The sequence below is a fragment of the Saccharopolyspora soli genome, from assembly GCF_022678645.1.
Taxonomy (GTDB): Bacteria; Actinomycetota; Actinomycetes; order Mycobacteriales; family Pseudonocardiaceae; genus Saccharopolyspora; species Saccharopolyspora soli.
Map to the genome: position 1 here is coordinate 34,382 of NZ_JALBWV010000019.1, position 23,383 is coordinate 57,764.

At 68.2% G+C, this 23,383-nt stretch carries 23 protein-coding genes; 11 read left to right on the forward strand and 12 right to left on the reverse strand.

Going from position 1 to position 23,383, the window contains the following annotated elements:
* Positions 1-8: 8 nt before the first annotated feature.
* Positions 9-1,202, reverse strand: a complete 1,194-nt coding sequence (locus tag MOQ72_RS16370; RefSeq protein ID WP_242184465.1) for a coiled-coil domain-containing protein — start codon at positions 1,200-1,202, stop codon at positions 9-11.
* 324 nt (positions 1,203-1,526) lie between these two features.
* Between MOQ72_RS16370 and MOQ72_RS16375 the strand changes: the two genes are divergently transcribed.
* The 3 genes from MOQ72_RS16375 (at position 1,527) to MOQ72_RS16385 (ending at position 4,268) form a co-directional block, all read left to right on the forward strand.
* Positions 1,527-2,615, forward strand: coding sequence for an adenosine deaminase (locus MOQ72_RS16375; protein WP_242184468.1), 1,089 nt, complete (start codon positions 1,527-1,529; stop codon positions 2,613-2,615).
* Positions 2,616-2,692: 77 nt separating this feature from the next.
* Positions 2,693-3,478: an IclR family transcriptional regulator gene (locus MOQ72_RS16380; RefSeq protein ID WP_277954177.1), complete on the forward strand. Its 786-nt coding sequence runs from the start codon at positions 2,693-2,695 to the stop codon at positions 3,476-3,478.
* A gap of 181 nt (positions 3,479-3,659) precedes the next feature.
* Positions 3,660-4,268 (forward strand): RNA polymerase sigma factor, encoded by a 609-nt coding sequence (locus MOQ72_RS16385; protein WP_242184472.1) that lies wholly within the window; start codon positions 3,660-3,662, stop codon positions 4,266-4,268.
* A 214-nt stretch (positions 4,269-4,482) separates the two neighbouring features.
* Here MOQ72_RS16385 and MOQ72_RS16390 read toward each other — a convergent pair whose 3' ends face one another.
* Positions 4,483-5,742: a SatS C-terminal domain-containing protein gene (locus MOQ72_RS16390; protein WP_242184473.1), complete on the reverse strand. Its 1,260-nt coding sequence runs from the start codon at positions 5,740-5,742 to the stop codon at positions 4,483-4,485.
* Positions 5,743-6,002: 260 nt separating this feature from the next.
* Here MOQ72_RS16390 and MOQ72_RS16395 point away from each other — a divergent pair, with 260 nt between their 5' ends.
* The 4 genes from MOQ72_RS16395 to MOQ72_RS16410 all read left to right on the forward strand — a co-directional run bounded on the left by MOQ72_RS16395 (position 6,003) and on the right by MOQ72_RS16410 (position 8,328).
* Positions 6,003-6,584 (forward strand): SMI1/KNR4 family protein, encoded by a 582-nt coding sequence (locus tag MOQ72_RS16395; protein ID WP_242184474.1) that lies wholly within the window; start codon positions 6,003-6,005, stop codon positions 6,582-6,584.
* Positions 6,585-6,670: 86 nt separating this feature from the next.
* Positions 6,671-7,024, forward strand: coding sequence for a PadR family transcriptional regulator (locus tag MOQ72_RS16400; RefSeq protein WP_242184476.1), 354 nt, complete (start codon positions 6,671-6,673; stop codon positions 7,022-7,024).
* Positions 7,024-7,641 carry a hypothetical protein gene (locus MOQ72_RS16405; RefSeq protein ID WP_242184477.1) on the forward strand — a complete coding sequence of 206 codons (618 nt, stop codon included), beginning with the start codon at positions 7,024-7,026 and terminating at the stop codon, positions 7,639-7,641. Before MOQ72_RS16400 ends, MOQ72_RS16405 begins: the two co-directional genes overlap by 1 nt.
* Positions 7,642-7,707: 66 nt before the next feature.
* Positions 7,708-8,328, forward strand: a complete 621-nt coding sequence (locus MOQ72_RS16410) for an HAAS signaling domain-containing protein (protein ID WP_242184478.1) — start codon at positions 7,708-7,710, stop codon at positions 8,326-8,328.
* A gap of 219 nt (positions 8,329-8,547) precedes the next feature.
* Here the strand turns inward: MOQ72_RS16410 and MOQ72_RS16415 are convergent, their stop codons facing one another.
* From MOQ72_RS16415 to deoC, 3 genes are read right to left on the reverse strand one after another with little or no spacing between them, the layout of a single operon-like run.
* Complete coding sequence (locus MOQ72_RS16415) at positions 8,548-9,420, reverse strand: aldehyde dehydrogenase family protein (RefSeq protein WP_242184479.1); 873 nt, start codon at positions 9,418-9,420, stop codon at positions 8,548-8,550.
* On the reverse strand, positions 9,413-10,852 hold the full coding sequence (locus tag MOQ72_RS16420) for an aldehyde dehydrogenase family protein (RefSeq protein ID WP_242184480.1): 1,440 nt from the start codon (positions 10,850-10,852) through the stop codon (positions 9,413-9,415). The genes MOQ72_RS16415 and MOQ72_RS16420 overlap by 8 nt, the downstream gene beginning before the upstream one ends.
* Entirely contained in the window at positions 10,852-11,805 is a 954-nt protein-coding gene (gene deoC, locus MOQ72_RS16425; RefSeq protein WP_242184482.1) for a deoxyribose-phosphate aldolase, read from the reverse strand. Before deoC ends, MOQ72_RS16420 begins: the two co-directional genes overlap by 1 nt.
* 197 nt (positions 11,806-12,002) lie before the next feature.
* Here deoC and MOQ72_RS16430 point away from each other — a divergent pair, with 197 nt between their 5' ends.
* On the forward strand, positions 12,003-12,926 hold the full coding sequence (locus MOQ72_RS16430) for an alpha/beta hydrolase (protein ID WP_242184484.1): 924 nt from the start codon (positions 12,003-12,005) through the stop codon (positions 12,924-12,926).
* 157 nt (positions 12,927-13,083) lie between these two features.
* On the opposite strand, the gene MOQ72_RS16435 is transcribed toward MOQ72_RS16430, so the two are convergent.
* The 5 genes from MOQ72_RS16435 to MOQ72_RS16455 all read right to left on the reverse strand — a co-directional run bounded on the left by MOQ72_RS16435 (position 13,084) and on the right by MOQ72_RS16455 (position 18,433).
* On the reverse strand, positions 13,084-14,268 hold the full coding sequence (locus tag MOQ72_RS16435) for a hypothetical protein (protein ID WP_242184485.1): 1,185 nt from the start codon (positions 14,266-14,268) through the stop codon (positions 13,084-13,086).
* A gap of 30 nt (positions 14,269-14,298) precedes the next feature.
* Positions 14,299-15,660: a hypothetical protein gene (locus tag MOQ72_RS16440; protein WP_242184487.1), complete on the reverse strand. Its 1,362-nt coding sequence runs from the start codon at positions 15,658-15,660 to the stop codon at positions 14,299-14,301.
* Between the two features lie 136 nt (positions 15,661-15,796).
* Positions 15,797-16,264, reverse strand: coding sequence for a hypothetical protein (locus MOQ72_RS16445; RefSeq protein ID WP_242184488.1), 468 nt, complete (start codon positions 16,262-16,264; stop codon positions 15,797-15,799).
* Positions 16,261-17,592 carry a hypothetical protein gene (locus MOQ72_RS16450; RefSeq protein WP_242184489.1) on the reverse strand — a complete coding sequence of 444 codons (1,332 nt, stop codon included), beginning with the start codon at positions 17,590-17,592 and terminating at the stop codon, positions 16,261-16,263. Before MOQ72_RS16450 ends, MOQ72_RS16445 begins: the two co-directional genes overlap by 4 nt.
* A complete protein-coding gene (locus tag MOQ72_RS16455; protein ID WP_242184490.1) occupies positions 17,576-18,433 on the reverse strand; it encodes a hypothetical protein in 858 nt (285 codons plus the stop codon). Before MOQ72_RS16455 ends, MOQ72_RS16450 begins: the two co-directional genes overlap by 17 nt.
* Positions 18,434-18,626: 193 nt before the next feature.
* Here MOQ72_RS16455 and MOQ72_RS16460 point away from each other — a divergent pair, with 193 nt between their 5' ends.
* The 3 genes from MOQ72_RS16460 to MOQ72_RS16470 all read left to right on the forward strand — a co-directional run bounded on the left by MOQ72_RS16460 (position 18,627) and on the right by MOQ72_RS16470 (position 22,009).
* Entirely contained in the window at positions 18,627-19,181 is a 555-nt protein-coding gene (locus tag MOQ72_RS16460; RefSeq protein WP_242184491.1) for a helix-turn-helix transcriptional regulator, read from the forward strand.
* Positions 19,182-19,348: 167 nt separating this feature from the next.
* A complete protein-coding gene (locus MOQ72_RS16465; RefSeq protein WP_242184492.1) occupies positions 19,349-20,851 on the forward strand; it encodes an alpha/beta hydrolase in 1,503 nt (500 codons plus the stop codon).
* A gap of 405 nt (positions 20,852-21,256) precedes the next feature.
* A complete protein-coding gene (locus MOQ72_RS16470; protein ID WP_242184494.1) occupies positions 21,257-22,009 on the forward strand; it encodes a hypothetical protein in 753 nt (250 codons plus the stop codon).
* Positions 22,010-22,164: 155 nt separating this feature from the next.
* On the opposite strand, the gene MOQ72_RS16475 is transcribed toward MOQ72_RS16470, so the two are convergent.
* Complete coding sequence (locus MOQ72_RS16475) at positions 22,165-22,329, reverse strand: DUF397 domain-containing protein (RefSeq protein ID WP_242184495.1); 165 nt, start codon at positions 22,327-22,329, stop codon at positions 22,165-22,167.
* A gap of 50 nt (positions 22,330-22,379) precedes the next feature.
* The gene (locus tag MOQ72_RS16480; RefSeq protein WP_242184496.1) at positions 22,380-23,240 is read right to left on the reverse strand and encodes a helix-turn-helix domain-containing protein; all 861 of its coding nucleotides are present in this window, start codon (positions 23,238-23,240) and stop codon (positions 22,380-22,382) included.
* Positions 23,241-23,383 lie beyond the last annotated feature (143 nt).

Consider the following 23,383-nt stretch of genomic DNA (forward strand, 5'->3'; position numbering starts at 1 on the left):
AGTCCGGATCAGGCGCTTTCGGCTGTGAAGTCGTCGCCGTCGTCGGCGGTCAGCGCCTTGTCCGTGTCGCGCTTCGCGCTCTTCGAACGGCCGCGCCGCTGCTGCCGGGGCAGCGTGGTGGGGGGCGGCGGTGCCGATGGTGCACTGCCACCGAGGATCAACTCCGCGAAGGTGGCCATCGCCTCGTCGAGCTGACCGGCGTGCCGCCGCTCGCTCTCCTCGTTGGCCTCGCGGACCAGCGCGCCCAGCGAGTCGCTGTCGGGGCGTGCGGAGAGCGTCCCGGACAGCTGCGACAGGTTCTTCGACAGCGTGCCGCCGAGCTCACCGAGGCCGGTCTTGACGCCATCCGCAACGGTGTCGAGGCGGGTGCTGAAGCCCTGCTCGACGGTGTCGATCCGGGCGTTGACGTTGTCCTCGACCTGGGTGAGGCGACCGGACACCTGGTCCAACCGGTTGGTGAGCTGCTCCAACCGCTCGGCCAGCTTGTCCAGCCGGTCGGTCGGGTCCACGGCGGGCCGTGCGGCGAGCTGGTCGAGCTTGGCGTCCAGCTGGTCGCGGCTGCCGGACACGGCTTCGGCGAGCGTGTGCTGCACGCTGCCGGTGGAGTCGGTGACCGCGCGCTGCAACGCCTCGCGGGTGCCGTCGAGGTGCTCGTGCACGCCTTCGTCGATCTCGGCGAAGCGGCCGCGCAGGCTGGTCTCCAGCGAGTCGATGCGCTCGCGCATCGGCCCGTGCACCGAGCCGGGCAGCGCTTCCAGCCGACCGTCCTGCTTGTCGAGGTGCAGGCCGAGCTCGTCGAGGCGCTTGTGGATGTGGCCGAGCTTGTCCTCCAAGCCGTCCATCCGGCCGGAGACGCCGTCCATCCGGCCCGCGACCCCGTCCAACCGTCCGTCGAGCTGCGCGAACGGCTTGGCGAGCTTGTCCACCAGGCCGTCGACCGCGCTCTTCAGCTCGACCAGCGCGCCATCGTGCCCTTCGAGCTTCGCCAATGCCTCGTCGAGTCGTTCGGCGAGGACGCTGACCTCGGTGCGGTCCGGCAGCTCGGACAATCGTTTCCGAACCGAGCCCAGGGACTCCAGCGGGGACAGCCGAGCGTGGATTTCGTCCAGCGCGTCGAAAATCTGCTGTTGTTCGCTCTCGCGGATCTCAGCCGCACGCGTGAGCATGTTGCGCATGCGGTCGAACGACATGTTCTCGGTCACGGCTAGGAGCGTCCTTCGTCGAGGGGAGGTGAGGACTCCAGGAGCCTAGCCACTCGATTCTCACGTTCCCAACCACCCCCCGACACATTGCGTGATTACGAATCCATTCCAGGCCCCGTTTGGTCGTGTACTATTCGACTGAACGGTCCATGAGGCTCACCGCTGAATGTGCTAACCGGTTGCAATTGCACCCATCTGGGCGAGTTTGCGGTGCTGGGTGTTCTGTTGTACGTGCCCGCAAAGCGCCGCTTGTGCAGGGTTTTCTTCGGTTCGCCGTTGGTAGCTGTGCGTGAGGGCGTCACCTGCGCCCTGTAACGTAGTCGCATGTCGAATCCGGTGAACCTGGACACCATCCGGCTGGCGCCGAAGGTGCTGTTGCACGACCACCTCGACGGCGGGCTGCGGCCCCAGACGGTCATCGATCTCGCGCGCGCGGTCGGATACTCGGACCTACCCCATGAGGACGCCGATGAGCTGGGCAGATGGTTCGTCGCAGCGGCGGATTCGGGGTCGCTGGAACGCTACCTGGAGACCTTCTCGCACACCGTGGCGGTGATGCAGACCGAGGATGCGTTGGCCCGCGTCGCCGCCGAGTGCGTCGAGGACTTGGCCGCCGACGGTGTGGTGTACGCGGAGGTCCGGTACGCCCCGGAACTCTTCCAGGAACAAGGGCTCACCCTCGACCAGGTGGTCCAGGCGGTGCAGGAAGGATTCCGCGACGGGGAACGCCGAGCCGCGGCGATTGGAAAACGTATCCGAATCGGTACCTTGTTGTGCGCGATGCGGCAGAACGCGAGGTCGGCGGAAATCGCGAACCTCGCCGTTCGGTACCGCGATGCCGAGGTCGTCGGCTTCGACATCGCGGGTCCGGAAGCTGGATTTCCGCCCACCCGGAACTTGGACGCCTTTGAATACCTTCGCCAGCAGAATGCGCATTTCACCATTCACGCTGGTGAGGCGTTCGGATTGCCGTCCATTTGGGAGGCGATCCAGCACTGCGGTGCTGAACGCCTCGGGCACGGGGTGCGCATCGTCGACGACATCAAGGTCGACGAGGACGGCGCGGTGCACCTGGGCCGGTTGGCGTCCTACGTCCGGGACCGGCGGATTCCGCTGGAGATGTGCCCGTCGTCGAACCTGCAGACCGGTGCCGCCAAGTCGATCGCCGAGCACCCCATCGGATTGCTGGCGAAGCTGCGCTTCCGGGTCACGGTGAACACCGACAACCGGCTGATGAGCAACTGCTCGATGTCCGGCGAATTCGCCGCGCTGCACGAGGCGTTCGGTTACGGCTGGACGGATCTGCAGTGGTTCACGGTGAATGCGATGAAGTCGGCGTTCATCGGTTTCGACGAACGGCTGGAGATCATCAACGACGTGATCAAGCCCGGCTACACGGCACTCCTGGAGTGACCTGACAGCGCCGCCGCAGCGGTGCGGAACAATGCCAAACCTGAACACGATTCACGACCCGCGCGAGCGCCAAGACGATGCTGAAACTGGAGGGACAGGTGGCACGGGCCGGGGAACCTACCTTGATCACATCCGTGCAGCGCGCGTTTCGGCTGATGGAAGCGGTGAGTGAGCAGCCGGGCGGCACGACGGCGAAATACCTCGCCAGGCGCACCGGAATCGCGTTGCCGACCACCTACCACCTGCTGCGCACGTTGGTGCACGAAGGCTATCTGGAGAAGCTCGACGACGGGGCGTTCATCATCGGGGCGCAGGTGGTCGGACTGCATTTCGCCGCGCAGGGGCAGGGGCTGCGCAGCAGGGTGCGCGCCGTCATGGCCACCCTGCGCGAGGACCTGAACGCGGCCATCTACCTCGCCCGCTACCGCGACGGGGAGGTGGAGGTCGCCGAGATCGTCGACAGCCCGCGGACCCCTCGGGTGGAAACCTGGGCTGATTTCCGGCAGGCCGCGCACGCCACGGCGATCGGCAAGTGCCTGCTGTCCGGGCTGAGCAGGGCGGAGCGCGCCGATCACCTCGGCCGGTATCCGCCTGCAGACCTGACTCCGCGCACGATCACCCGGATTCGCGATCTGATCAACGGGCCGCTTCGCCCGGTGGTAACCGATTCCGAGGAGTACTCGCTGGGCACCGCGTGCCTGGCCGCGCCGGTCAGCGGTGCCGACGAGCCGGTGACCTTGGCGATCTCGTTCCCGGCGCGCAAGCTCGCCGCCACCAAGACCTATGCCGCGCCGCTGCGCTCGGCGGCCGGAGAGGTCTCTCGAATCCTCGCACTGGCGGGTGCTTTTCCCACTGCTGGGTGATCTTCGGTGGGATTGCGACTCTCCGCCGTGGGCTAATCACTATCTGAAATATTTCGTCTTGTCCGAGATCCGGACGGCCGCGAGCATCGTTGCAGTGGGGGCGTAGACGGTGAGGGGCGGCCACTGCTCGCCGCGCGGCAGCAGCGCCCCTCACCGGTGCGCAACGGCACCGAGGGGAACGATGTTCGCGAGCGACGATCGAATGCTGCTCGATGCGGTTCGGACCGGCTCAACCGAAGCATTCGGCGAGTTGTACTCGCGGCATCGCACTGCTGCGCACACCATGGCCAAGCAGGTCGCCAGCACGCCGACCGATGCGGAGGACCTGGTCGCGGAGGCGTTCGCCAAGATACTGGACGTGCTGCGCCGCGGCGGCGGTCCGGACGCCGCGTTCCGCGCCTACCTGCTCACCACGGTTCGCAACCTGGCGGTGGCGGCCAACAACCGGGACCGCCGGTTGCAACTGGTCGACGAACTCGACGCGGTCCACCGGCCGGAGTACTACGTGCCGTTCATCGATCCCGCGATCGTCGAGTTGGAGCGCGAGTTGGTGGCGAAGGCATTCGCCCGGCTGCCGCGGCGTTGGCGGCATGTGCTCTGGTACGTGGAGATCGAGAGCCGGTCGACGGCGGAAATCGGCCAGCGCTTCGGCATCAGCCGCAACAGCGCCGCCGCGCTCGCCTACCGCGCGCGAAAAGGGTTGCGCGAGGCATATTTACAGGTGTCCAAGGGCGAGCCGCCCCGTCGTCGACTAGCCGCGCCGGGACAACTGCTGACCGAGGCCGCCTGAGAAAGTCCGCGCCGCGGACCGCAAAACGTCGTTCTTCGAAACTTTCGACCAGCAGGACCGCCGCGCCAGGATTCCCCGATGCGTGCCAGTGCGGGGTTTGTGCTGATTCCGCGCGAAATCAGCACTTCTCGTGAGGAGTGGGCGGCGATCTCCCGCGAAATCGCCATCAGCTGAACGCCGCGCGTCGGCGCGGGGGCCGAGCCGGGAGCGGCTTTCAGTGCGTCCGGAACCGTTCTTCGAGGGCTTCCACCAGCTTGCGCCAAGCCGCGACCTCCGCGTCGAAGGGCGCGCTCGGCGGCAGCCGGTTCGGGTTCGGGCGCAGCACGAACGAAACCAGCCAGCCGAGCCGTTCCGAAGGTTGCAGAGCCTGCTCCACGCTGTCATCGCCAGCCCAGGTGGCCGCGTCCATGAGCAGTTCCTCGGCGAGGTCCAGCTGCGTGGGGTCCACTTCGGACGGACCGGCGCCGAGGTCGGCATCCAGGCCGGTCAGCACGTAGGTGTTCTCGGGGTCGACGTCGACCTGCAGCTCACCGGCGGTGGCCTTCTCCCGGACCTGCTGCCAGGTCGCGACCCGTGCCAAGTCGGTGTCCTCGACCGCGCTGTCGTCGGCCAGGAAGCGGGCCAGGGCGCGCGGCGTGGGGAACACGTCGATCTTGCCGCCGCTGCCGAGGAAAACCGGGTCGTCGTCGAGGTAGCAGCGCAGCGAGTAGTGCTCGCCGGTGCTGGTGATGATCTGGATCGGGTCGATGCCGACCTCGCCCCAGAAACCGACCTCTTCGTCCTCTTCGGACGAATCGACACTCTCGTAGGTGGTCTCGTCGTCGTCGACGACAGTCGCGATGCCGTCCGCCTCGGTGCCGCTGTCGTCGGCTTCCAACGCCTCGGCGAGCTCGGTCTCGGCGGTGGCGACCGCATCCGCCGGGACGTCCGGGGCGGTGACCACGCCGTCGATGGCGTCCAGCACCTCGTCCCAGCGCTCGGCGACGACCTTGCACAGGTCGGTCCAGCGGCGCTGTCCGTCCTTGCCGGAGAAGGCCAGGGTGCCCTGGTCCAGCATGGTGAACCCGGTGGCGGCGTCCAGCACGTCGTGCACCGCGTCCAGCTCGCAGACATCGGCCAGCGAGCGGGCGATATCGACGATGTCGGCCAGCTCGTTGATGGTCCAGGTGTCCAGCGGTTCGGCCACCAGCTCGGGGACACCGACCAGGTCGTACTGGTGGTCCTCGTCCGGGCTGAGCTCGACCGCGGACAGGGCGGGCACCACGTGCCAGGCCGGATGGTCGTCGAGGTCGTGCTCCTCGGCGGTGCGCACGAACGCGGCCAGGCGCGCGGCGTCGGGGAAGGCGTAGAGGGCGTCCTCGTGTCCGAGGAATGCCTCCCACTCCTCGCCGTCCTCGCGCCAGCGCGGCGCCCACAGGGTGACGACGTCGCCCTGCGGCAGCCCGAGCTCGATGGGGACGATGTCCTGCGCCATCTTTCTACCTCCGGTCACCGAACCAGACCTCGCGGAAGCCTACGGGTTGCCCGTTCGCAGCGTGTTCCCCGGTCCGGCTGTCACCGTATCGAGTCAGCCGGAGGCAACGGTCTACGGAACAGTTCGTAACAATCCTCCGTCGGGCCTGCGGCAACGGTCCAATCGGGGCTGCGCTGTTCGGCGCAGCGCCGCCCCGCACTCGGCGGTGGGCTCCCGGTTGGCGGTACCGGTTCGGTGCGTTTCGGACGATCATGATCGGAATGGATGTCACGGAGCTGTGGACGAAGATCGTGCGCTGGCTGACGGTGCACGCGCCGGTCACCGCAGCCGCCTTGCGTCCACCCGAACGGTCCCCGGATCTCGCCGAGCTGGAAGCGGAGTTCGCCGTCGAGTTACCGGAGGACCTGCGCGAACTGTGGGCCTGCTGCGGCGGCACCGAGACCAACGTGCTCGCCGACGTCCTACCGCCGTTCTACACCCCCTACAGCGCGGCGGAAGCGCTCCAGGCATGGCGGGACCACCGCAGGAACTGGACGGCGCGGTGGGATCGACCGGCCTGCGACTACTACGCGGGCTCGCCGGGTTCCAGCTTTCACCCGGCCTGGATCCCGATCGCTGGTGACGGCTTCGCCGACGAACTGGTGGTGGACCTGCGGCCGGGTCCGCTGCGCGGCTGCGTGCTGGAGTGGGAGCAGGAAGCGGCACAGGTCCTGCGCCCGGAGTGGAAGGGCGTCACGTCGATGCTCGCCGACGTCTACCGCTCGTTGAGCGAGGGGGTTCCGGCGGGTCACAGCTATCCGACGGTCACCGAAGACGGCCGCCTCGACTGGCAGATCCGCTGACCCGACTCGCTCTAGCGACTGGATTACCTTGCCACCGTGTCACCTACTAGTTTGCGAGACATACTAGTTGGTGTTACGTTGCTGACGTGGCGAACAAGACGGTCGCGGCCAGGCAGACGCAGTGGTTGCGCGGCGTGCTGGATCTCGCGGTGTTGGCCCTGCTCGCCGAAAGCGGCGAGGGCTACGGCTACACGCTGCTGCAGCGACTCGCCGAGGCGGGCTTGCCGGACATGAAGGCGGGAACGCTCTACCCGCTGCTCAACCGGCTTGCGGCGGACGGGTTGCTGCAAGCCGAGTGGCGGGCTGGCGAAGGCGGTCCGGGGCGCAAGTTCTTCGCGCTGACCGACGAGGGGCGCGCTGTGCTGGCCGAGCAGGGCCCGAAGTGGATCGAGTTCGCGAAGAACTCGATCTCGGTGGTGGAACGAGGGGTGCGGGAATGATGACGTTGGACAGGAAGTACCGGGACGAGCTGCTGATCGCGTTGCGGGCCCACGAGATCTCCGGTGAGCGGGTCGGTGAAGTGCTCGCCGAGGTGGAGGCGCACGTCGTCGAGACCGGGGAGAATCCGGTCGAAGCCTTCGGTCAGCCGCGGGCGTATGCCACCCAGGTCGCGGCGCAGTTGGACCGCAACACCGGTAAGAGGTCCACATCGGACATCGTGGTGAGCGGGTTGGTGATGGCGGTACTGGTACTGCTCGGATCGAGTTGGTTGCTCGACGGCCTGTCCGAGGCGGGCCCAGTGGTTCCGTACACGCTCAAGGACCTGGTGGCGCTGCCGACCCTGGTGGTGCTGTGCGTGGCCGCGGCGCTCCTGCTCGTCCGCGGGCTCGCCGTCCAGACTGGGAACGCGATCTACCTGGGGGCCGCCGCCGGGGCCTTGGTGCTGATGATCGTGTCGCAACCGGTGATCGGCTGGACCGTCGACGACGTGACGCCGCTTTTCGAGATGCCGCGCTGGCTGGCGATCGGCCTGGGAGCGGTGCTGCTGGCCGGTTCCATCGCCATGCTGGTCCACGCGATCCGGCGCGGCCGGGTGGTGTACCCGAAGGCCAGGTGAGTCGTGAGCGCGGAACAAGTCCGAAGTGATCGTTGGCGAAGAACTCGATCGGCGAGGGGTGCGGAAATGATGGCGCTGGACAAGAAGTATCACGACGAACTGCTGTACGCGTTGCGGGTGCACGAGATCTCCGGTGAGCGGATCGGTGAAGTGCTCGCCGAGGTGGAGGCCCACGTCGCCGAGACCGGGGAGGACCCGATCCAGGCGTTCGGCCAGCCCCGCGAGTACGCCGCGCAGGTCGTGGCGCAACTCGACCGGCGAACCGGAAAGCTGTCCACTTTGGACATGATGATGAGCGGCGTGGCGATATTGGTGCTGGCCGTGATCGGGTCGACGTTCTTCCTCGACGGCGTCTTCGACGAGACCTCGGCGATTCCCTACACGCTCAGGGAGGTGGTGGGGCTGTCAGCAGTGCTGGTACTGGGCGCCACCGGAGGACTCCTGCTCACCCGTGCGGTCACGGCCGCGGCCGGTACTGCCGTCTACGCGATCACGGGCATCGGGATCATCGTGCTGATGCTCTTGTCGCAGTGGGTCATCAGCTGGACTGTCGATGATGTGACACCGGTGTTCGAGATGCCTCGTTGGTTGGGGATCGGTCTGGGGGCCGTGCTGCTGGCCGGTGCGGTCGGCATGGTGCTCCGTGCGAGACGGCGCGGCCGGGTGGTGTACCCGAAGGCCAGGTGAGTCGTGGGGGGGGGAGCCGGGGGGCGCCCCCCGTGGGCGCACCCACCACGGGCGGGGGCCCCCCCGGGGGCGCGCGGGTTTTTTTGGGGGGTTGGGGGGGGGGGGGGGGGGGGGCGGCCGCCGGGGGGCGGGGGGGGGGGGGGGGGCGCGCCCCCCCCCCCGGGGGGGCCCCCCCGCCCCCCGCGGCCCCCCCCCCCCCCCCCCCCCCCCACGACCTGGTCAGGTCCCGACCGGGTGCCAGACGGTTTTGGTCTCGGTGAAGGCGCGGAGGCGCTGGAGGTCGGGTTCGCGGGTCCAGTCCGGTTCGCCGCGCACCGGCAGGACCCGCTTGACCGTGCCCGCAGCCGTTCGCGCCAGTTCGGCGCGCAGCGCTTCCGGGGCTCCGGTCGGGTCCAGCGCGTTGACGTCCGCGTGGGCGGCGAGCCACGGGGCGAGCTCGGTGGCCCGGCCGGTCAGGATGTTGACCACGCCGCCGGGCACGTCCGAAGTGGCCAGCACCTCGGCGAAGGTCACCGCGGGCAACGGCCGGTCCGCGCTGGCCACCACCACGCAGGTGTTCCCGGCCGCGATCACCGGGGCCACCACGCTGATCAGGCCGAGCAGCGCGGAGTGCTGCGGCGCGAGCACCCCGACCACCCCGGTCGGCTCCGGAACGCTGAACGAGAAGTACGGCCCCGCGACGGGATTCGCAGCGCCGAGCACCATCGAGATCTTGTCCGTCCAGCCCGCGTACCAAACCATGCGATCGACGGTCGTGTCCACAATGGATCGAGCTTGCTTGCGGGACACACCCTCGGCGGCGACGATCTCGGCGGCGAACTGCTCGCGCCGTCCCTCCAGCACCTCGGCGATGCGGAACAGCACCTGGCCGCGGTTGTACGCCGTCGCGCCGGACCAGCCGCCGAACGCCTTGCGAGCTGCGGCGACCGCGTCGCGGACGTCCTTGCGGGAAGCGTGCGCGGCGTTGGCGAGGAAGGCGGCGTCCGTGCCGTGCACCGGGTACACCCGGCCCGACTCGGAGCGCGGGAACGCGCCGCCGATGTAGAGCTTGTAGGTCTTGGCCACGGCCAGCCGCTCCGGGTTGTCAGACATCGAGGTACGCCTCCAAACCGGCCCGCCCGCCTTCGCGGCCGAAACCGGACTCCTGGTAGCCGCCGAACGGCGCGGTCGGATCGAACCGGTTGAAGGTGTTCGCCCACACCACCCCGGCCCGCAGCCGTTGCGCCGCCCACAGGATCCGAGAGCCCTTCTCGGTCCAGATCCCGGCGGACAGGCCGTAGGGGGTGTTGTTGGCCTTGGCGATGGCCTCCGCCGGGGTGCGGAAGGTGAGCACCGACAGCACCGGCCCGAAGATCTCCTCGCGGGCGATCCGCATCGACTGCTGGACGTCGGAGAACACCGTGGGTGCGAAGAAGAATCCCCGCTCCGGCAGCGGGCACGGGCTGGTCCAGCGCCGGGCGCCCTCGGCGTCGCCGCTGGCGGCCAGCTCGGTGATCTTGGCGAGCTGCTCGGCCGAGTTGATCGCGCCGACGTCGGTGTTCTTGTCCAGCGGGTCGCCGACGCGCAGCGTCCGCACCCGGATCCGCAGCTTTTCCAGCAGCTCGTCGGCGATCGATTCCTGCACCAGCAGCCGCGATCCCGCGCAGCAGACGTGGCCCTGGTTGAAGAAGATCCCGTTCACGATGCCCTCGACGGCCTGGTCCAGCGGGGCGTCGTCGAAGACGATGTTCGCGGCCTTGCCGCCCAGTTCCAGCGTCAGCTTCTTGCCCGATCCCGCGACGCTGCGCTGGATCTGCTTGCCGACCTCGGTTGATCCGGTGAACGCGACCTTGTCGATGCCGGGGTGCGCGACCAGTGCCGCGCCGATGTCACCGGCCCCCGGCAGGATGTTGACCACACCCGGTGGGAGCCCGGCCTGTTGGCAGATCTCGGCGAAAACCAGCGCGGTCAGCGGCGTGGTCTCGGCGGGTTTGAGCACCACGGTGTTGCCGCAGGCCAGCGCGGGGGCGATCTTCCAGGCCAGCATGAGCAGCGGGAAGTTCCACGGGATGACCTGCCCGGCGACCCCGATCGGCCGCGGGTCGGGGCCGTAGCCCGCGTAGCCGAGCTTGTCGGCCCACCCGGCGTGGTGGAAGAAGTGCGCCGCTGCGGTCGGCACGTCGGCGTCGCGCGATTCCTTGATCGGCTTGCCGTTGTCCAACGACTCCAGCACCGCGAGTTCGCGGGCGCGTTCCTGGATGAGCCGGGCGATGCGGAACAGGTACTTCGCGCGTTCCCGGCCGGGCATCGTCGACCAGGTGTCGGCGAAGGCCCGCCGTGCCGCCCGAACTGCGCCGTCCACATCGGACTCCGATGCGCTGGAGACCTCGGCGAGCGGTTCCTCGGTGGCCGGGTTGATGCTCTTCAGCGGTTCACCGCCGCCGTCGACGAACTCGCCGTCGACGAACATCCGGTAGCTGGGTTTGAGGTTGGCGGCCTCGCGCGATTCGGGGGCGGGTGCGTACTCCCACGGGCTTTCGGTCATCAGTCCACCGCCACGTAATCGGGGCCGCTGTAGTGGCCGTCGAGCTGGGTGCGCCGCTGCATCAACAGGTCGTTGAGCAGGCTGGACGCGCCGAAGCGGAACAGCTCCGGGGTCAGCCACTCCGGACCGGCGACCTCGTGCACGGCCACCAGGTAGCGGATGGCGTCCTTGGTGTTGCGGATGCCACCAGCGGGTTTGACGCCGCGGAGTTCGCCGGTGGCGTCCCGCCAATCCCGGACCGCCTGGAGCATCAGGTGCGTCACGGGCAGCGTGGCCGCGGGAGAGACCTTGCCGGTCGAGGTCTTGATGAAGTCGCCGCCCGCGAGCAGCGCCAACCAGGACGCGCGGCGCACGTTGTCGTAGGTGGCGAGTTCACCGGTTTCCAGGATGACTTTGAGGTGCGCGTCGCCGCAGGCCGCCTTGACGGCCTGGATCTCCTCGAAGACCTGCCCGTAGCGGCCGGACAGGAAGGCGCCGCGATCGATCACCATGTCGATCTCGTGGGCCCCAGCTGCCACAGCGAACTCAACGTCGGCGAGCTTCACCGCCAGCGCCGAGCGCCCGGACGGGAAGGCTGTGGCCACCGACGCGATCCGGATGTCGGTGCCGTCGAGGTCCTGCACGGCGGTGGCGGCCATGTCGGAGTAGACGCAGACCGCGGCGACCTGCGGGGTGTCCGGCCGATCCGGGTCGGGGTGGCGGGCTTTGGCGCACAGCGTGCGGACCTTGCCCTCGGTGTCGGCGCCTTCCAGGGTGGTCAGGTCGATCATCGAGATCGCGGTGTCGATCGCCCAGCGCTTCGCGTTCTTCTTGATGCTCCGCGTCGCCAGGCCAGCGGCCCGCTGTTCCAACCCGACCTGGTCGACGCCGGGCAACCCGTGCAGGAACCGGCGCAACGACCGGTCATCCCGCACCGCATCGGCGAGCTCGGACGATATCGGCGACTGTGCCATGCCCGGAGTCTAAGCGCCGAACCCGTGCGGGCGCTCCGGCTGGAGTGATCACGCCAGCGCGGACCAGCCCGTCCTCGTGATCGTTCGGCGAAGCCGGAGTGCCGCGAGTTCGCATGCTTCAGGCCGCGTTTTCTCCGGGTGGCGTATCCAGTCCAGCGGTGGGACTGTGGCACGACGTCGGCAATGGGGGCTCACGCGTGCATCTCGACCCCGAATTGGCAGCGGCTCTGCCCGAACTACCGGATCTGCACATTCATGATCTCGCCGGGGCCCGTGTCCGGATGGGGGAGCTCGCGGCGAGTGCCGCTCTCCCCTCAGCCGGTGAAGTCAGCGTTGTCGATCAAGCGGTTCCCGGCGCTGACGGCGTCCCCGTTGCGGTCCGGGTGTGCAGGCCGCCCGAGCCCGCTGGTCCGCTCCCTGCTCTCCTCCTGCTGCACGGCGGCGGATTCGTCATGGGGGGCCTGGAGATGACCACTGCTCAAGCAGTCGGCCTGTGCACCGAGTTGCCCGCGGTCGTGGTGGCCGTCGGCTACCGGCTGGCTCCCGAACATCCGTATCCAGCTGCGCTGCAGGATGCCGAGGCGGCACTTCGCTGGGTCGCCTCCGAAGCTGAAGGCGTCGACACCGCACGGATCGGCGTGTACGGCATGAGTGCGGGCGGCGGACTCGCGGCCGCGCTCACCTTGCTCATGCGAGACCGGGGTGGCCCGCAGGTGTGCTTCCAGTTGCTCGACGCCCCGGAGGTCGACGATCGCCTGGACACCCCCTCGGCACGCACGTTCGACGACACCCCGTTGTGGAATCGTGCCGACGCGGTGCTGAGCTGGCAGCACTACCTGAGCGGCTGCGAAGGGCCGGTGCCCGCATACGCGGCACCGGCTCGCGCCGACGATCTTTCGGACCTCCCCCCGGCGTACGTGTCGGTATACGAGAACGACCCGTTGCGGGACGAGGGCCTCGCCTACGCCGCCAGCCTGCTGCGAGCCGGGGTCTCCGTCGAGCTGCACCTGTTCCCTGGGACGTTTCACCGATCGGCCGTCGTCGCGGGTGCGGCGGTGTCCCGCCGCCAGTCCGCTGAAACCCTCGGCGTGCTCCGCCGCGCCTTGCACCCAGCCGGGTAGGCCCGAGCTGGAACGACGCCCTGGGCAAGCCTCGCCGGGGTTTTCCATTGTTCAATGTGGACATTCGCACTCGGCTGGGAAAAATCCACAATGGATGTATGTGTTCGGCTGGGGTAGGCGAATGTAAAGCCTCCCAACGTACTGACGGGCGCGGGCCTCACCTCCGGTGGCCGTTTAGGCGGGCTCGGCGGGTCGGGGATGGTTGCTGTTGTGTCGCCGGGCGGTCTCCGCGGGTTGGGGTTGCTACGCCGACTGGTTTGTGGCGGTCCCAGGGGAGCAGGTTCTTCGAGCCCGATCGGTCCGCTACGCGTAGGGATTGGGCCGAGGTGATCCACTCCTCCGCTGGTTCCGCGATTTCCAGGAGCAGGGCTTCGAACTCCGAGCGGGTTGTTTCCAGGATGTGCGGGGCTGCCAGCCAGCGCAGGACGTTTCGGCCGGTCACGGCCATCCTTTGGCGGGGTGAGGTGACCAGCTGTTCGTCGAAGTAGCGGATCAGCACCTCGTCCACCACGTCCCAGGCGTTCGCCGCGCCGAACAGGTCGCGGACGTCGTCGGCGTCGAGGATGTGGAAGCACTCCTCCAACAGCTGCATGACCTCCACCCGCAACACGTTCAGGTGGCCGTAGGAGGTGAACTTCAGGTTGTTGCGCAGGTCCAGGCCGCTGCGCCGGACCACGGCCATGCTGCCGAAGGCCATGTCGTGGGCGCGTTCCCGGATGACGTCGGAAATCCGCTTGTCCCGCCAGAACAGCGCGACCTGGTTGTTGAACTGGATGAACAACCGGTGGAAGTCGGTGTTCGGCCGCGAGTTCCCCGAGCCCAGTCCGCGTCCGTAGCCGAGCACTCGCCGGTAGGCGCTGATCCGGTCCCGCCTGGTGTAGCGCAGCACGTCGCGGCGGTCGAACCGGTACAGGCCGAACGCGCCCGGCCCGTCGGAGAGCCGGATCGCGCCGCGCTGGAACAGTTCCTGCATCTTCTGCACGACGCGGAACACCCCGATCCGTTCGTGCTGGTACAGGTAGTAGAGGTCGCCGACGGCGATGATGCGCTCCGATGCGACCGTCTCGTCGTAGGACTCGATGCCGTGCGGCATCCGGGTCCCGCCGAGGTCGCCGGACGCCTCGCCGCCCAGGCCGACCAGCTGCGCGAGGCCGCCGTCGGCTGGTCGAGGTCGGGTCTGCTCCTCGGTTTCGACGGCGAAGAGCATGTCGTCGATCTGCTTCAGGATCGCCTCGCCGACCTGGGGATTGCTGCCCAGCTCGTTCGACAGGTCGCCAGCGACCTGTCTGCGCAGCGCGGCTACCCGGTCGAAGAGTTCCCGGTACTGCTTTTCGGTGGCCATCATTCCTCCGTGCGGGGCGCGGGCGGACCGCTATTCCGGCCGCGGGGCGGGCTTGGGCTCGGGACGCTTGCGCGTGCTGCGCCGCTTGGCCGCGGGGTCGGACGGCGCGGCGACCGGGGCGGCCATCCCGGCGGTTCCCGGCGCGGGCGGCACCGGAGGCGGCGGTGTCGGCTCGGGCGGCGCCGGGGGCCCCGACGGGTCGGCTGGCGCCGCACCGTGTCGGATCGGCCGGGCGATGCGCACGATTTCCTGGAGGTGGTCGTGCAGCTCGTCGATCGCGCGCTGGACGCGGGAGCTGAAGAACCCCGGCGGCAGCGTCGCCCGGTAGTTGCCCGGCACGTCCTGCTGGTCGTCGGTGCGTTTGGGCAGGTTGCCGACGATCCGCTCCAACCGCTCGGCGACCTGCAGGAACGCGCTGTCCACGCCGTCCTTTCCCGCGGACTCGATCAGCTTGCCGCCTTCGAAGCAGGCGAAGTCCTGCACCCAGCGCAGCAGCCCGCCCAGCGACATCGAGCCGCCATCGGGATCGGGGATGCGCAGGACCTCGCGGTCGCCGCGATGGATGCTGACCGAACGAAGCGCCGAAACGAGCTCGTCGGTCTGCACCGCCGCAGCCGAGAGCAGCTGCGACAGCGCCACGACGGTGGGGCCGAAGAACGGCGACTGCCCGGTCTCCGGGTGCGCGAACGGGTCGATCCGGCTGCGGGCGTCCAGCCAGCCGCGGTACAGCGACAGCACCCAGTCGACGAGCGTGATGAACGACGTCTGGATGCGTTCCTCTTCGATGGTGTTGACCAGGCCGCCGACCAACCCGAACTCGTCGCGCAGCTGACCGAGGTGCCCGCGCACCTGGTCGGCGTCCACAGCGGACGACGGATTTCCGAGCAGCAGCAGGAAGAGCTGGTCCACGCGCGGCACCCGCACCAGCGGACTTTCCAGTTCCTTGCGGATCTCCTCCAGCCCGTGACGCACCAGGCTGCGGAATCCTTCGCCGTTCTCCGGGTCAGCGCCGGGGCGCAACGGTCGCAGCGAATCCAGCAGCGCGGTCGCGTCCTTGATGGCGCTGCGCGCACGTGCGGCCAACGACGCCTGCCCGCCGGTGACCGCGCCCAGGTCTGCCTGGATGGCGTAGCCGCGCGGCGTCCAGGTTGCCTCGGTGTGCCCTTCGACGCGCTTGAGCTCGAAACTCCCGGTCAGCGCGGCGACGAAGCCCTTGGTGTCGCCGTCGCGCCACTTCCACCCGAGCACGTCGCTGATCGCCTTGTCCGCCAGTCGGCCGGGATGCGCCCACCAGGGTGGGCATGCTGGTTCATGCCGGGTGACCAGCGGATACGCGCTGTCGATGTCTTGCGCCGGTGGTAGTGCGGCGCCCCGGTCGTCGTTGATGGTCATCGCTGGTCCGCCTCTCCGCGTTTCACAGTTGTGGTCGCGCCCAGCCGATCTCGGCGTTTCATGGTTTCTGGTGGCTGGTTTGCGTCACGCTCCCCTGATGTGCGGTTGGGGAGGACTGAAGTTGACACAGGGGGTGTCATCGCCTGCCCTCGCAGTTCCCGACCCGCACCGCGAGTTCGGCTGCCTCGCGCCAACACCGCAGCATGCTGTTCTCCGTGCTGCGCAACGAGTCCACGCATCCGTCCACACCGGACCGAATGCTGCGCGCCCAACCGAGCCACTGCGGGCCGCGACCGTGCACGGCGCGGGTCAGCTCGGCAGCGGCGTGGTGGCACCGGAACTCGTCCTCGATCCGCCGCTGCATGCGCAGCAAGGCCAGCGCCGTGGTGTGCAGGGCGTCGCCGTCGGGCCGACCGCTGATCGCGCGCAGCGCCGGTTGCAGTTCGGCCGTGCCATCGGTGACCACCTCGGCGAGCCGGTCGGACATCGCCGGGCTCTCGCCGGTCGGCCGGTCCTCGATCACGCTGATCTCCAGCGCGCGCCACGACGCTGCGAACTGCCGGAGTTCCCGGGCCAGCACCGGGAGTTCGCCGTGCAGGGTCACCGCGCTCGCCTCCCCAGCTCTTCCATGAAGAACCGCACCAGGCGTTTCGGCGGCGCCATCCGCTGTTCGAGCGCGTGCCGGACGGCGCCGATGAGGAACCGCTCCGGCACCACACCGGGCGACACGCCGTCGGCAAGGCGCTCGGCGGCTTCCTCGATCATCCGCTGTTCCTTGGGTTCGAACCGCAGCACTTTCGCCAGGCTGCGGTTTCCCAGCGATGGGAACGAGGTGAAGCACATGGCGTCGACGACGGCCGGAATCGCCTTGGCGGCGGTCGCCAGCAATGCCTCGGGCGCCGAACGGAGCTTCGGGCGCGGGTAGAGCGCGTGCCAGGCTCGGGCGTATTCCTCTGCGCGGCGCGGGAATCCCATCCGGTTCAGCAGCTCGATCGACAGCTTCCCGCGCAGGTAGGGCACCGGATGCACCGCTCGCGGGGTGAACCGCAGCGACTCCGCCGGGGTCCGCCCGATCACATCGAACAACGAACCGACGATCGCCGGGCCGCCGAGCAGCAGCCCGGACAGGTCGGCGTAGCTCTCCCGGTTCCACCGCACCCAGATCGTCACCACCGACTTCGGCAGACCGGCATCGGTGAGCCGCGCCGCGACTTGCAGCGGGATCGCCCGCGCCAGCCCCAGGTCGTTCTGCAGGTTGTGGCTGACCTCGTGCAGCACCGCGCCCAGCGTCCACGGGTTCACCAGCCGGTGATAGGGCAGCTGGATCAGCGGGAACGGGTTGAGCCGGTTGCTCAACCGCCGCAACGGGATGCCGCGCCGCGAGGTCGCCGGGCCGTGGCTGGGTTCCAGGTAACAGAACGGCGGCGGGGTCGGGATGGACCGCCAGCGGCCGATGCCGAGGTAGGCGTACTGGTAGCAGTCCAGTGCGATCCGGTCGGCGGCCACCAGCCACGGTGCGAACGCGCTCTGCCGTTGGTTGAACAGTTCCAGGTAGAAGTCCCACAGCCGTTCGGTGTCCCGCACCCAGCGATGCGCCCGCGATTTCGCCTTCAGCACGGCCTGCAACCGGCGCGAATCCGGTTCCGCCGCAGCGGCCTCCGCTGCTCGGCGTGCAGCGCGGGTGGCTTCGTGCAGCGGTTCCCGCAGGCCGGACATGGTCTCGTTGACCGCTGCCAGGTGTGCCCGGCTGGGCCCGGTGGCCGGGTCGCCGAACTCCGTCCAGCTGAACGGCCGCAGCGCGACCAGGTGCCGTTCGACGTTGGTCGCCTGGGTACGCACCCAGTTCGCCAACAGCCGTTCGGCTCCGCGATCCGTTGGCTGGGTCGGCCGGGCGTGCGGCATGGCCGACCGCAGCTCAGCGACGGCGGCCACGGCCCTTCCCCCGACGACGCGCCTTCGCGGTGCCGCGGGCTTTCGCCGCGCCGGACCGCGCCCGAGTGGTGCGGCGGGCCTGGGCGGCACGCGGCGCCCGGCGGGCCGACTTGGCGGCGGGCTTGCGTCCCCGGCGCGCGGCTGGGCGGCGTCCGCGGGCGCCTTGGCCGCGACCGATGGCGTCGGCGGTGTGCCCGGCCAGCGAGCGTGCGATGTGCGAGCCGGTGACCTTCTGGCCGTTCGCGTACCGGCGGCCGATGTCCCGCACGGTACGACCGGCGATCTTCGGCACTTGGCGCACCGCCCGGCGCGTCGTGGGGTTGCGCCACAGCTTCTTGCCGACTGACTTGACACCCCGGATCAGCTTGGGGGCGACCTTCTTGGCCAGCGGCAGCACCTTCGGCGCCAGGCTCAGCGCGGCCGGGGCCAGCGCTCCCAGGAAACCTTCGACCTCCGCCTCGGTTTCGGCGCGCTCGGCCTCGAAGGCGAGTTTGGCCATCGTCTCGGCGTCCGGGTAGATCCGGCGGATCGGGTCGGCGAACGACTCGTCCTCGTCCTCGAACTCCGCCTCCAGTTCGCGGACCAGCTGTTCGAACTCGAACTCCAGCTCGTCCTCGTCCTCGTCTTCGTCCTCGTCTTCGAATTCGAACTCGTCCTCCAATTCGCGGACCAGGTTCTCCAGCTCGTCCTCGAACTCGTCTTCGTCCTCGAACTCCAACTCGTCTTCGAGTTCCTGGGCGAAATCCTCAAACTCGTCTTCGAATTCGTCCTCGAACTCGTCTTCCAGTTCGCGGGCGAGCTCGTCCTCCAGTTCGCCGTCGACGACTCGGTAGCGACTCATGGCGGATCCTCCTGTCCAGCGCCGCGTCCGGCGGCGGTTTCGGAAGCCGGGCGTCGGTGCGCGCCTGCGAACAGTCCAGTCACCGGCGCGTTCGGGCGGTAGTCGCACGTTCAAGCGCCCGTTGTTCGCGTTAGTTCACCCGGGTGTCACACGAATCGACGATGTGCGAGCGGCGGATCTTGGATTTGCTGGTATGCACCGCGCGAGGGCGGTGATCGGCCTGCGGCTGGGCGCGGGTCGTTGCGAGGTGGCGCGACCCGCCACCCGCACCGTGGACTGGGGAGGCCGGTACATGCCGAATGACTCGACCGCCACGTCGATTCCGCGCGTCCGCCGTGGATTGCCCGAGCCGGAACCGCCTTGGCCGGAGCAGGCAGGTGCCGACGAACTGAGCTCCGACGAACTCGTGCAACACCTGGTGCGCGCGTTGGTGCGCCGAGTCGGTGAACTCGCGGGTCCGCATCGCGTGGCGCGAAAACCCTTGCTGGACGCCACCGAACTCGGCGTCCGCTGCCTGCTGGTACCGGTTGCTCCTGGCATCGACGAGGTGCTCAGCCCGCGGGAGCGGGAGATCGCGCGAATGGTCGGGCTCGGCTACACCAACCGCTCCATCGCAGCAGTCCTGGACATCAGCTTGTACACGGTTTCCGCCCACATGCGGCGGATTTTCACGAAACTCGGCGTAGGTTCACGCGCCGCGATGGTGGCTGCGCTCGCCGACGATCCCAAGCTCTACGTCGCGGAGTAGCGGGTTTCCGCGGTTCCGGCACGAAATGGCGCGGTGCATCGGGCATACCTGACATCCCTCGCGCCGAAAGTTCCGCAGCGCTCCGGCTTTTGCTCCGAATGCGACCCTTTGCGTGATCATCTGCGGTTAGGCTCGTGCTCGCTCAACGGGTCACACGAGGAGAACCTGTGCTCAAACGTCCGTTACTCGTCGCGGCGACGGCCGCGCTCTTGCTTTCGTCCCTGGCCGGTGCGGACACTGCGCTGGCGGAACCCGCCCTCGACTGGACACCGTGCGGTGACCTGCAGGGCGAATGCGCCACCGTCCAGGTGCCGATCGACTGGAACAACCCCGATGGGGAGAAGACGAACATCGCCATCGGTCGGCTGCCCGCCACCGAGCCGCAGAACCGGATCGGCGTGCTGTTCGTCGCCCCAGGCGGGCCGGGCGGGTCCGGCATCGACTCCTACATCCTCGGCGCGAACAAGCTGCAGAACGGCGAGCTGCGCAAGCGATTCGACATCGTCAGCTGGGACCAGCGCGGTGTGAAGCGCAGCAACGAGGTCCGGTGCAGCGCCGAGCTGTTGGACCAGGCACCGAGCGATTACCCGGCCAACGAGCAGGAGTACCAGGAACTGCTCGCCTACAACGCGAAGCTGGGCGAGGACTGCCGAAAGAACACCGGGCCGGTGTTCGACTTCGTCGACACCACCAGCGTCGTGCGCGACCTGGACGCGATCCGCGCCGCGCTCGGCGAGGAACAGCTGAGCTTCTACGGCGCGTCGTACGGAACGCAGGTCGGGCAGCAGTACGCCGAGCTGTTCCCGAACCGGGTCCGCGCGATGACCATCGATTCGAACATGGACCACAGCATCCAGTCCGGTGGCCGCTACATCGAGACGGCCAGCGAGGACCTGGAGGGCTCCTTCAACGCCTTCGCCGACTGGTGCGAGCGGACCGCGAACTGCTCGCTGCACGGCCAGGACGTCCGTGCGGTGTGGGACGACGTGCACGCCAAGGCCGAGGCCGGAACGCTGACGGATCCGGCGACCGGCACCGCGCTGAGCGCGAGTTCGTTGCGCAGCGAACTGATGAACGCCATGTACAGCCCCGAGGCGAGCTGGTATCCCCTCGCGGACCGCTTGAAGGCGCTCGCCGAAGGCAACCCGGCGGTCACCGCGCAGGCGGCGCCCGCGGAGCTGGCGGAGAACTCCTACCAGGCGATCTGGTGCGACGACTGGAGTTGGAAGGTCCGCGACTTCGCGGAGTTGCAGCGCTACCGGGAGAAGGCCGAGCACGTCGCGCCGCACACGAAGCTGTCGGCGTTCTGGAGCGACGTGACCTCGTGCCTCGGTTGGCCCGCGGAGGTCAGCAACCCGCAGCACGAGCTGTCGATCAACGGTGCCCCGCCGATCCTGATCGTCAAGGGCCAGTACGACGTGGCGACCCCGGCGGCCTGGAACTTCGCGGTGGCGGAGCAGATCGACAACTCGGTGCTGCTCAGCTACGACGGCATCGGCCACGGCCAGTACTACCGCAGCGACTGCGTCAGCGAGCAGGTCGACCGGTACCTGACCACGTTGGAAACCCCGGCGCCGGGCACGCACTGCGAAGCGGTCTGGCCAACAACGCCGAGCCCGGCCGCGGCCGCGATCGCGGGCCCGACGGTTCGGCCGGTCCACGCGGACTGACGCTTTCGGAGCGGGCGGAGGTCGCCATCGCCCTTCGCCCGCCCGGCCCACGGCGCGGACGAGGCTCCTGCACAGGACCAGGAGGTCACGCCACGCCGAGAAGTGCGAGTTTTAGAGAGCGCGCGGATCATGAGCACGTACGGCCCGAGCCGCAGCCGCGTCGTGAGTGGTTATGGTCGTCCTGGCGACCACAACCACTCACGACACCGAGGCGAGCCCCAATCCGCGTGCCCCTCCTAGGCAAACGTGCCCCTCTTGGGCAAAACTGACACCCTGCGCCCAGGGGGTGGGCAGTTTCATGCATCAAAATTGGTAGTTGGGCGTAGGGGGTGGCTCGGGGGCGTGCTATCGCATGTGCTGTGGCTTGGCGGGCCTCCGGGGTCGGGGAAGACCACCGTTGCTCGGTTGCTCGCTCGGCGGCATGGTTTGCGCTGGTACAACGCCGATGCGCACACCTGGGAGCATCGGGATCGGGCGCTGCTGGCCGGGAATCCGGCGGCGGCGCGGTTCGAGTCGTTGAGTCCGGCTGAGCGGACGGCACTGCCGGTTGCCGAGCGGGTTGCGATGTCGCTGCACGTCGAGCGAGGGCCGATGATCGTCGACGACCTCCGCCAGCTGCCGACCTCACCGCTGATCGTCGCGGAGGGTACATCGGTGACGCCGAACATGCTTCCGCCTGGTAGCAACGCGGTTTGGTTGCTGCCGTCGTACGAGGTTCAGCGTGCCCGGCTGGCTGAGCGGCACCACCCGAACAGCGCACCGGAGCTGTACCTGCACATGTGGCGGGTGATCGCGGCCGAGGTGCGGGATGCGGACGCCACGCTCGTCGTAGACGACTTGACCGTCAACGAAACGGTCGCAGCAGTCGAGCGGCATTTCGCCGACAGCCTCTCAAAAGGCCCCAACGCGGAGACCATCGACGAGCGACGCCAACTCTTGCGCTACGCCAACCGCGCGATCGTCAACCAGCACGAAGCGGGTTTCGCGCGACCGTGGGCCACCGGTGACGTCCGGACCGCGATCCGAACCTTCGACTGCGAATGCGCCCAACCCGACTGCGAAGCAACCGTCGACCTGCCGATCGCCGCCTTCCCACCACCGCCCGACACGACGTCCCCACCCCTGCTCGCCCCAGGTCACCGCGCCGAAGGGTCGTGAGTGCACCGCAGGGTGACGGGAACGGGGTGAGGGGCACCCTTCACCAACTTACTTGGTAAAGGGTGCCCCTCACCCCTCACCTGACTGGGGTCGTGAGTGCGTAAGTGGGCTCCAGCCCCGGCTGCGCACTCACGACCTTCGCAGCGACGGAGCTTCTAGCGGAGGGTTTCGAGGAAGCTGGACCATTGGGGGCGGGTGAAGGTGAGGGTGCCGCCGGTGCGGTCCTTCGTGTCGCGGACCCCTACCACCTCCGGCGTCACCGCCACCTCGACGCACGACGAGTTGTTTGCGCTGCGCCTGGCCTTGCGCCAGGTGGCCATGTCTAAGACTGATGACCGATCGTGCTGCATGCAGCCACCTTACGGTGCTTTCACAGGCGTTTGTAAGCGTCGCGGATTCGTCTCAAGGAGTCTTCCCTGCTGAGAGCGCTTTTCGTTGCTTCTGCATGCGCCAAGCCGTATTCCCGGACGGTTATCGGATCGAAGATCAGCTGTGTCGAGGTAACGGTCTCCTGCCACAAGAGCGTTGGCAGCTGGCCGCTTGGAAATGTCATCAGGTAGAAGCTGGAGCCACCCATGGCGTGATGGCCTGTGGCCTCAAACGGAACAACCTGCAACACCAGGCTCTCCGGCAGAGTCTCGATCAATTTCTCCAAGTGCATGAGCTGGTCGGCGAGGACCCGCGCACCACCGATCTGCTGGTGCAGCGCAGCTTCGCTCATGACTGAAACGAGCTGAACCGGGAAGTCTCCGAAAAGACGCTGCTGGCGGGCAAGTCTTGCCTTGGCTCGTCGATCGACCTCTGCGAGTCGAACGTTCGGGCTGCCAGCTTCGATAATCGCGCGGGCGTAGTCAGCTGTCTGGAGCAGGCCATTCACTAGGTCGCTGTCGTAGGTGTGCAGACTCTCCGCTCCGTGCTCGAAGCCGAAGAACCGGAGCATGTCGGTATTGAAGATCGCGGAGTACTTGCTCCACCAGCCTCGATGTGTTGCTTGCTCGCGCAGGTTGCGAAGTTCTTCGGCCTCGTCATCAGGAAATTCGTATACCGCGATCAAGACTTCAAGCCGATCAGCCGACAGGTTCTTCTTCCCGCGCTCGACGTCGGACAGGTAGGCCGCTGCGATACCGATTTTCTTCGCAGCGGCAGAGCCGCTAAGACCTGCTTCTTCCCGCTTGTCGCGTACTCGCAGGCCGAGCGCCCATGCCGAGACGGTGGGAGAGACCGGTGCCATGTTGCTCCTTCCGTGGGATCCGTACGCACGAGATCAAACTCGATCGGCTGATCAAGCTAGTTAATTAACAAGGCGTGTCATATGGTCGAGACAAGCAGTAACGATATCAATACGGAACGTTACTGCTTGGCGGTGGCTCCGGT

Bases quoted from the DNA above. Each gene is read 5' to 3' on its own strand.
- MOQ72_RS16435 (WP_242184485.1), bottom strand. From the start codon at position 14,268: ATGGCCACCGAAAAGCAGTACCGGGAACTCTTCGACCGGGTAGCCGCG.
- MOQ72_RS16405 (WP_242184477.1), top strand. From the start codon at position 7,024: ATGACGTTGGACAGGAAGTACCGGGACGAGCTGCTGATCGCGTTGCGG.
- MOQ72_RS16395 (WP_242184474.1), top strand. From the start codon at position 6,003: ATGGATGTCACGGAGCTGTGGACGAAGATCGTGCGCTGGCTGACGGTG.
- deoC (WP_242184482.1), bottom strand. From the start codon at position 11,805: ATGGCACAGTCGCCGATATCGTCCGAGCTCGCCGATGCGGTGCGGGAT.
- MOQ72_RS16440 (WP_242184487.1), bottom strand. From the start codon at position 15,660: ATGACCATCAACGACGACCGGGGCGCCGCACTACCACCGGCGCAAGAC.
- MOQ72_RS16420 (WP_242184480.1), bottom strand. From the start codon at position 10,852: ATGACCGAAAGCCCGTGGGAGTACGCACCCGCCCCCGAATCGCGCGAG.
- MOQ72_RS16415 (WP_242184479.1), bottom strand. From the start codon at position 9,420: ATGTCTGACAACCCGGAGCGGCTGGCCGTGGCCAAGACCTACAAGCTC.
- MOQ72_RS16455 (WP_242184490.1), bottom strand. From the start codon at position 18,433: ATGAGTCGCTACCGAGTCGTCGACGGCGAACTGGAGGACGAGCTCGCC.
- MOQ72_RS16375 (WP_242184468.1), top strand. From the start codon at position 1,527: ATGTCGAATCCGGTGAACCTGGACACCATCCGGCTGGCGCCGAAGGTG.
- MOQ72_RS16380 (WP_277954177.1), top strand. From the start codon at position 2,693: ATGCTGAAACTGGAGGGACAGGTGGCACGGGCCGGGGAACCTACCTTG.
- MOQ72_RS16460 (WP_242184491.1), top strand. From the start codon at position 18,627: ATGCACCGCGCGAGGGCGGTGATCGGCCTGCGGCTGGGCGCGGGTCGT.
- MOQ72_RS16475 (WP_242184495.1), bottom strand. From the start codon at position 22,329: ATGGCCACCTGGCGCAAGGCCAGGCGCAGCGCAAACAACTCGTCGTGC.
- MOQ72_RS16410 (WP_242184478.1), top strand. From the start codon at position 7,708: ATGATGGCGCTGGACAAGAAGTATCACGACGAACTGCTGTACGCGTTG.
- MOQ72_RS16385 (WP_242184472.1), top strand. From the start codon at position 3,660: ATGTTCGCGAGCGACGATCGAATGCTGCTCGATGCGGTTCGGACCGGC.
- MOQ72_RS16390 (WP_242184473.1), bottom strand. From the start codon at position 5,742: ATGGCGCAGGACATCGTCCCCATCGAGCTCGGGCTGCCGCAGGGCGAC.
- MOQ72_RS16480 (WP_242184496.1), bottom strand. From the start codon at position 23,240: ATGGCACCGGTCTCTCCCACCGTCTCGGCATGGGCGCTCGGCCTGCGA.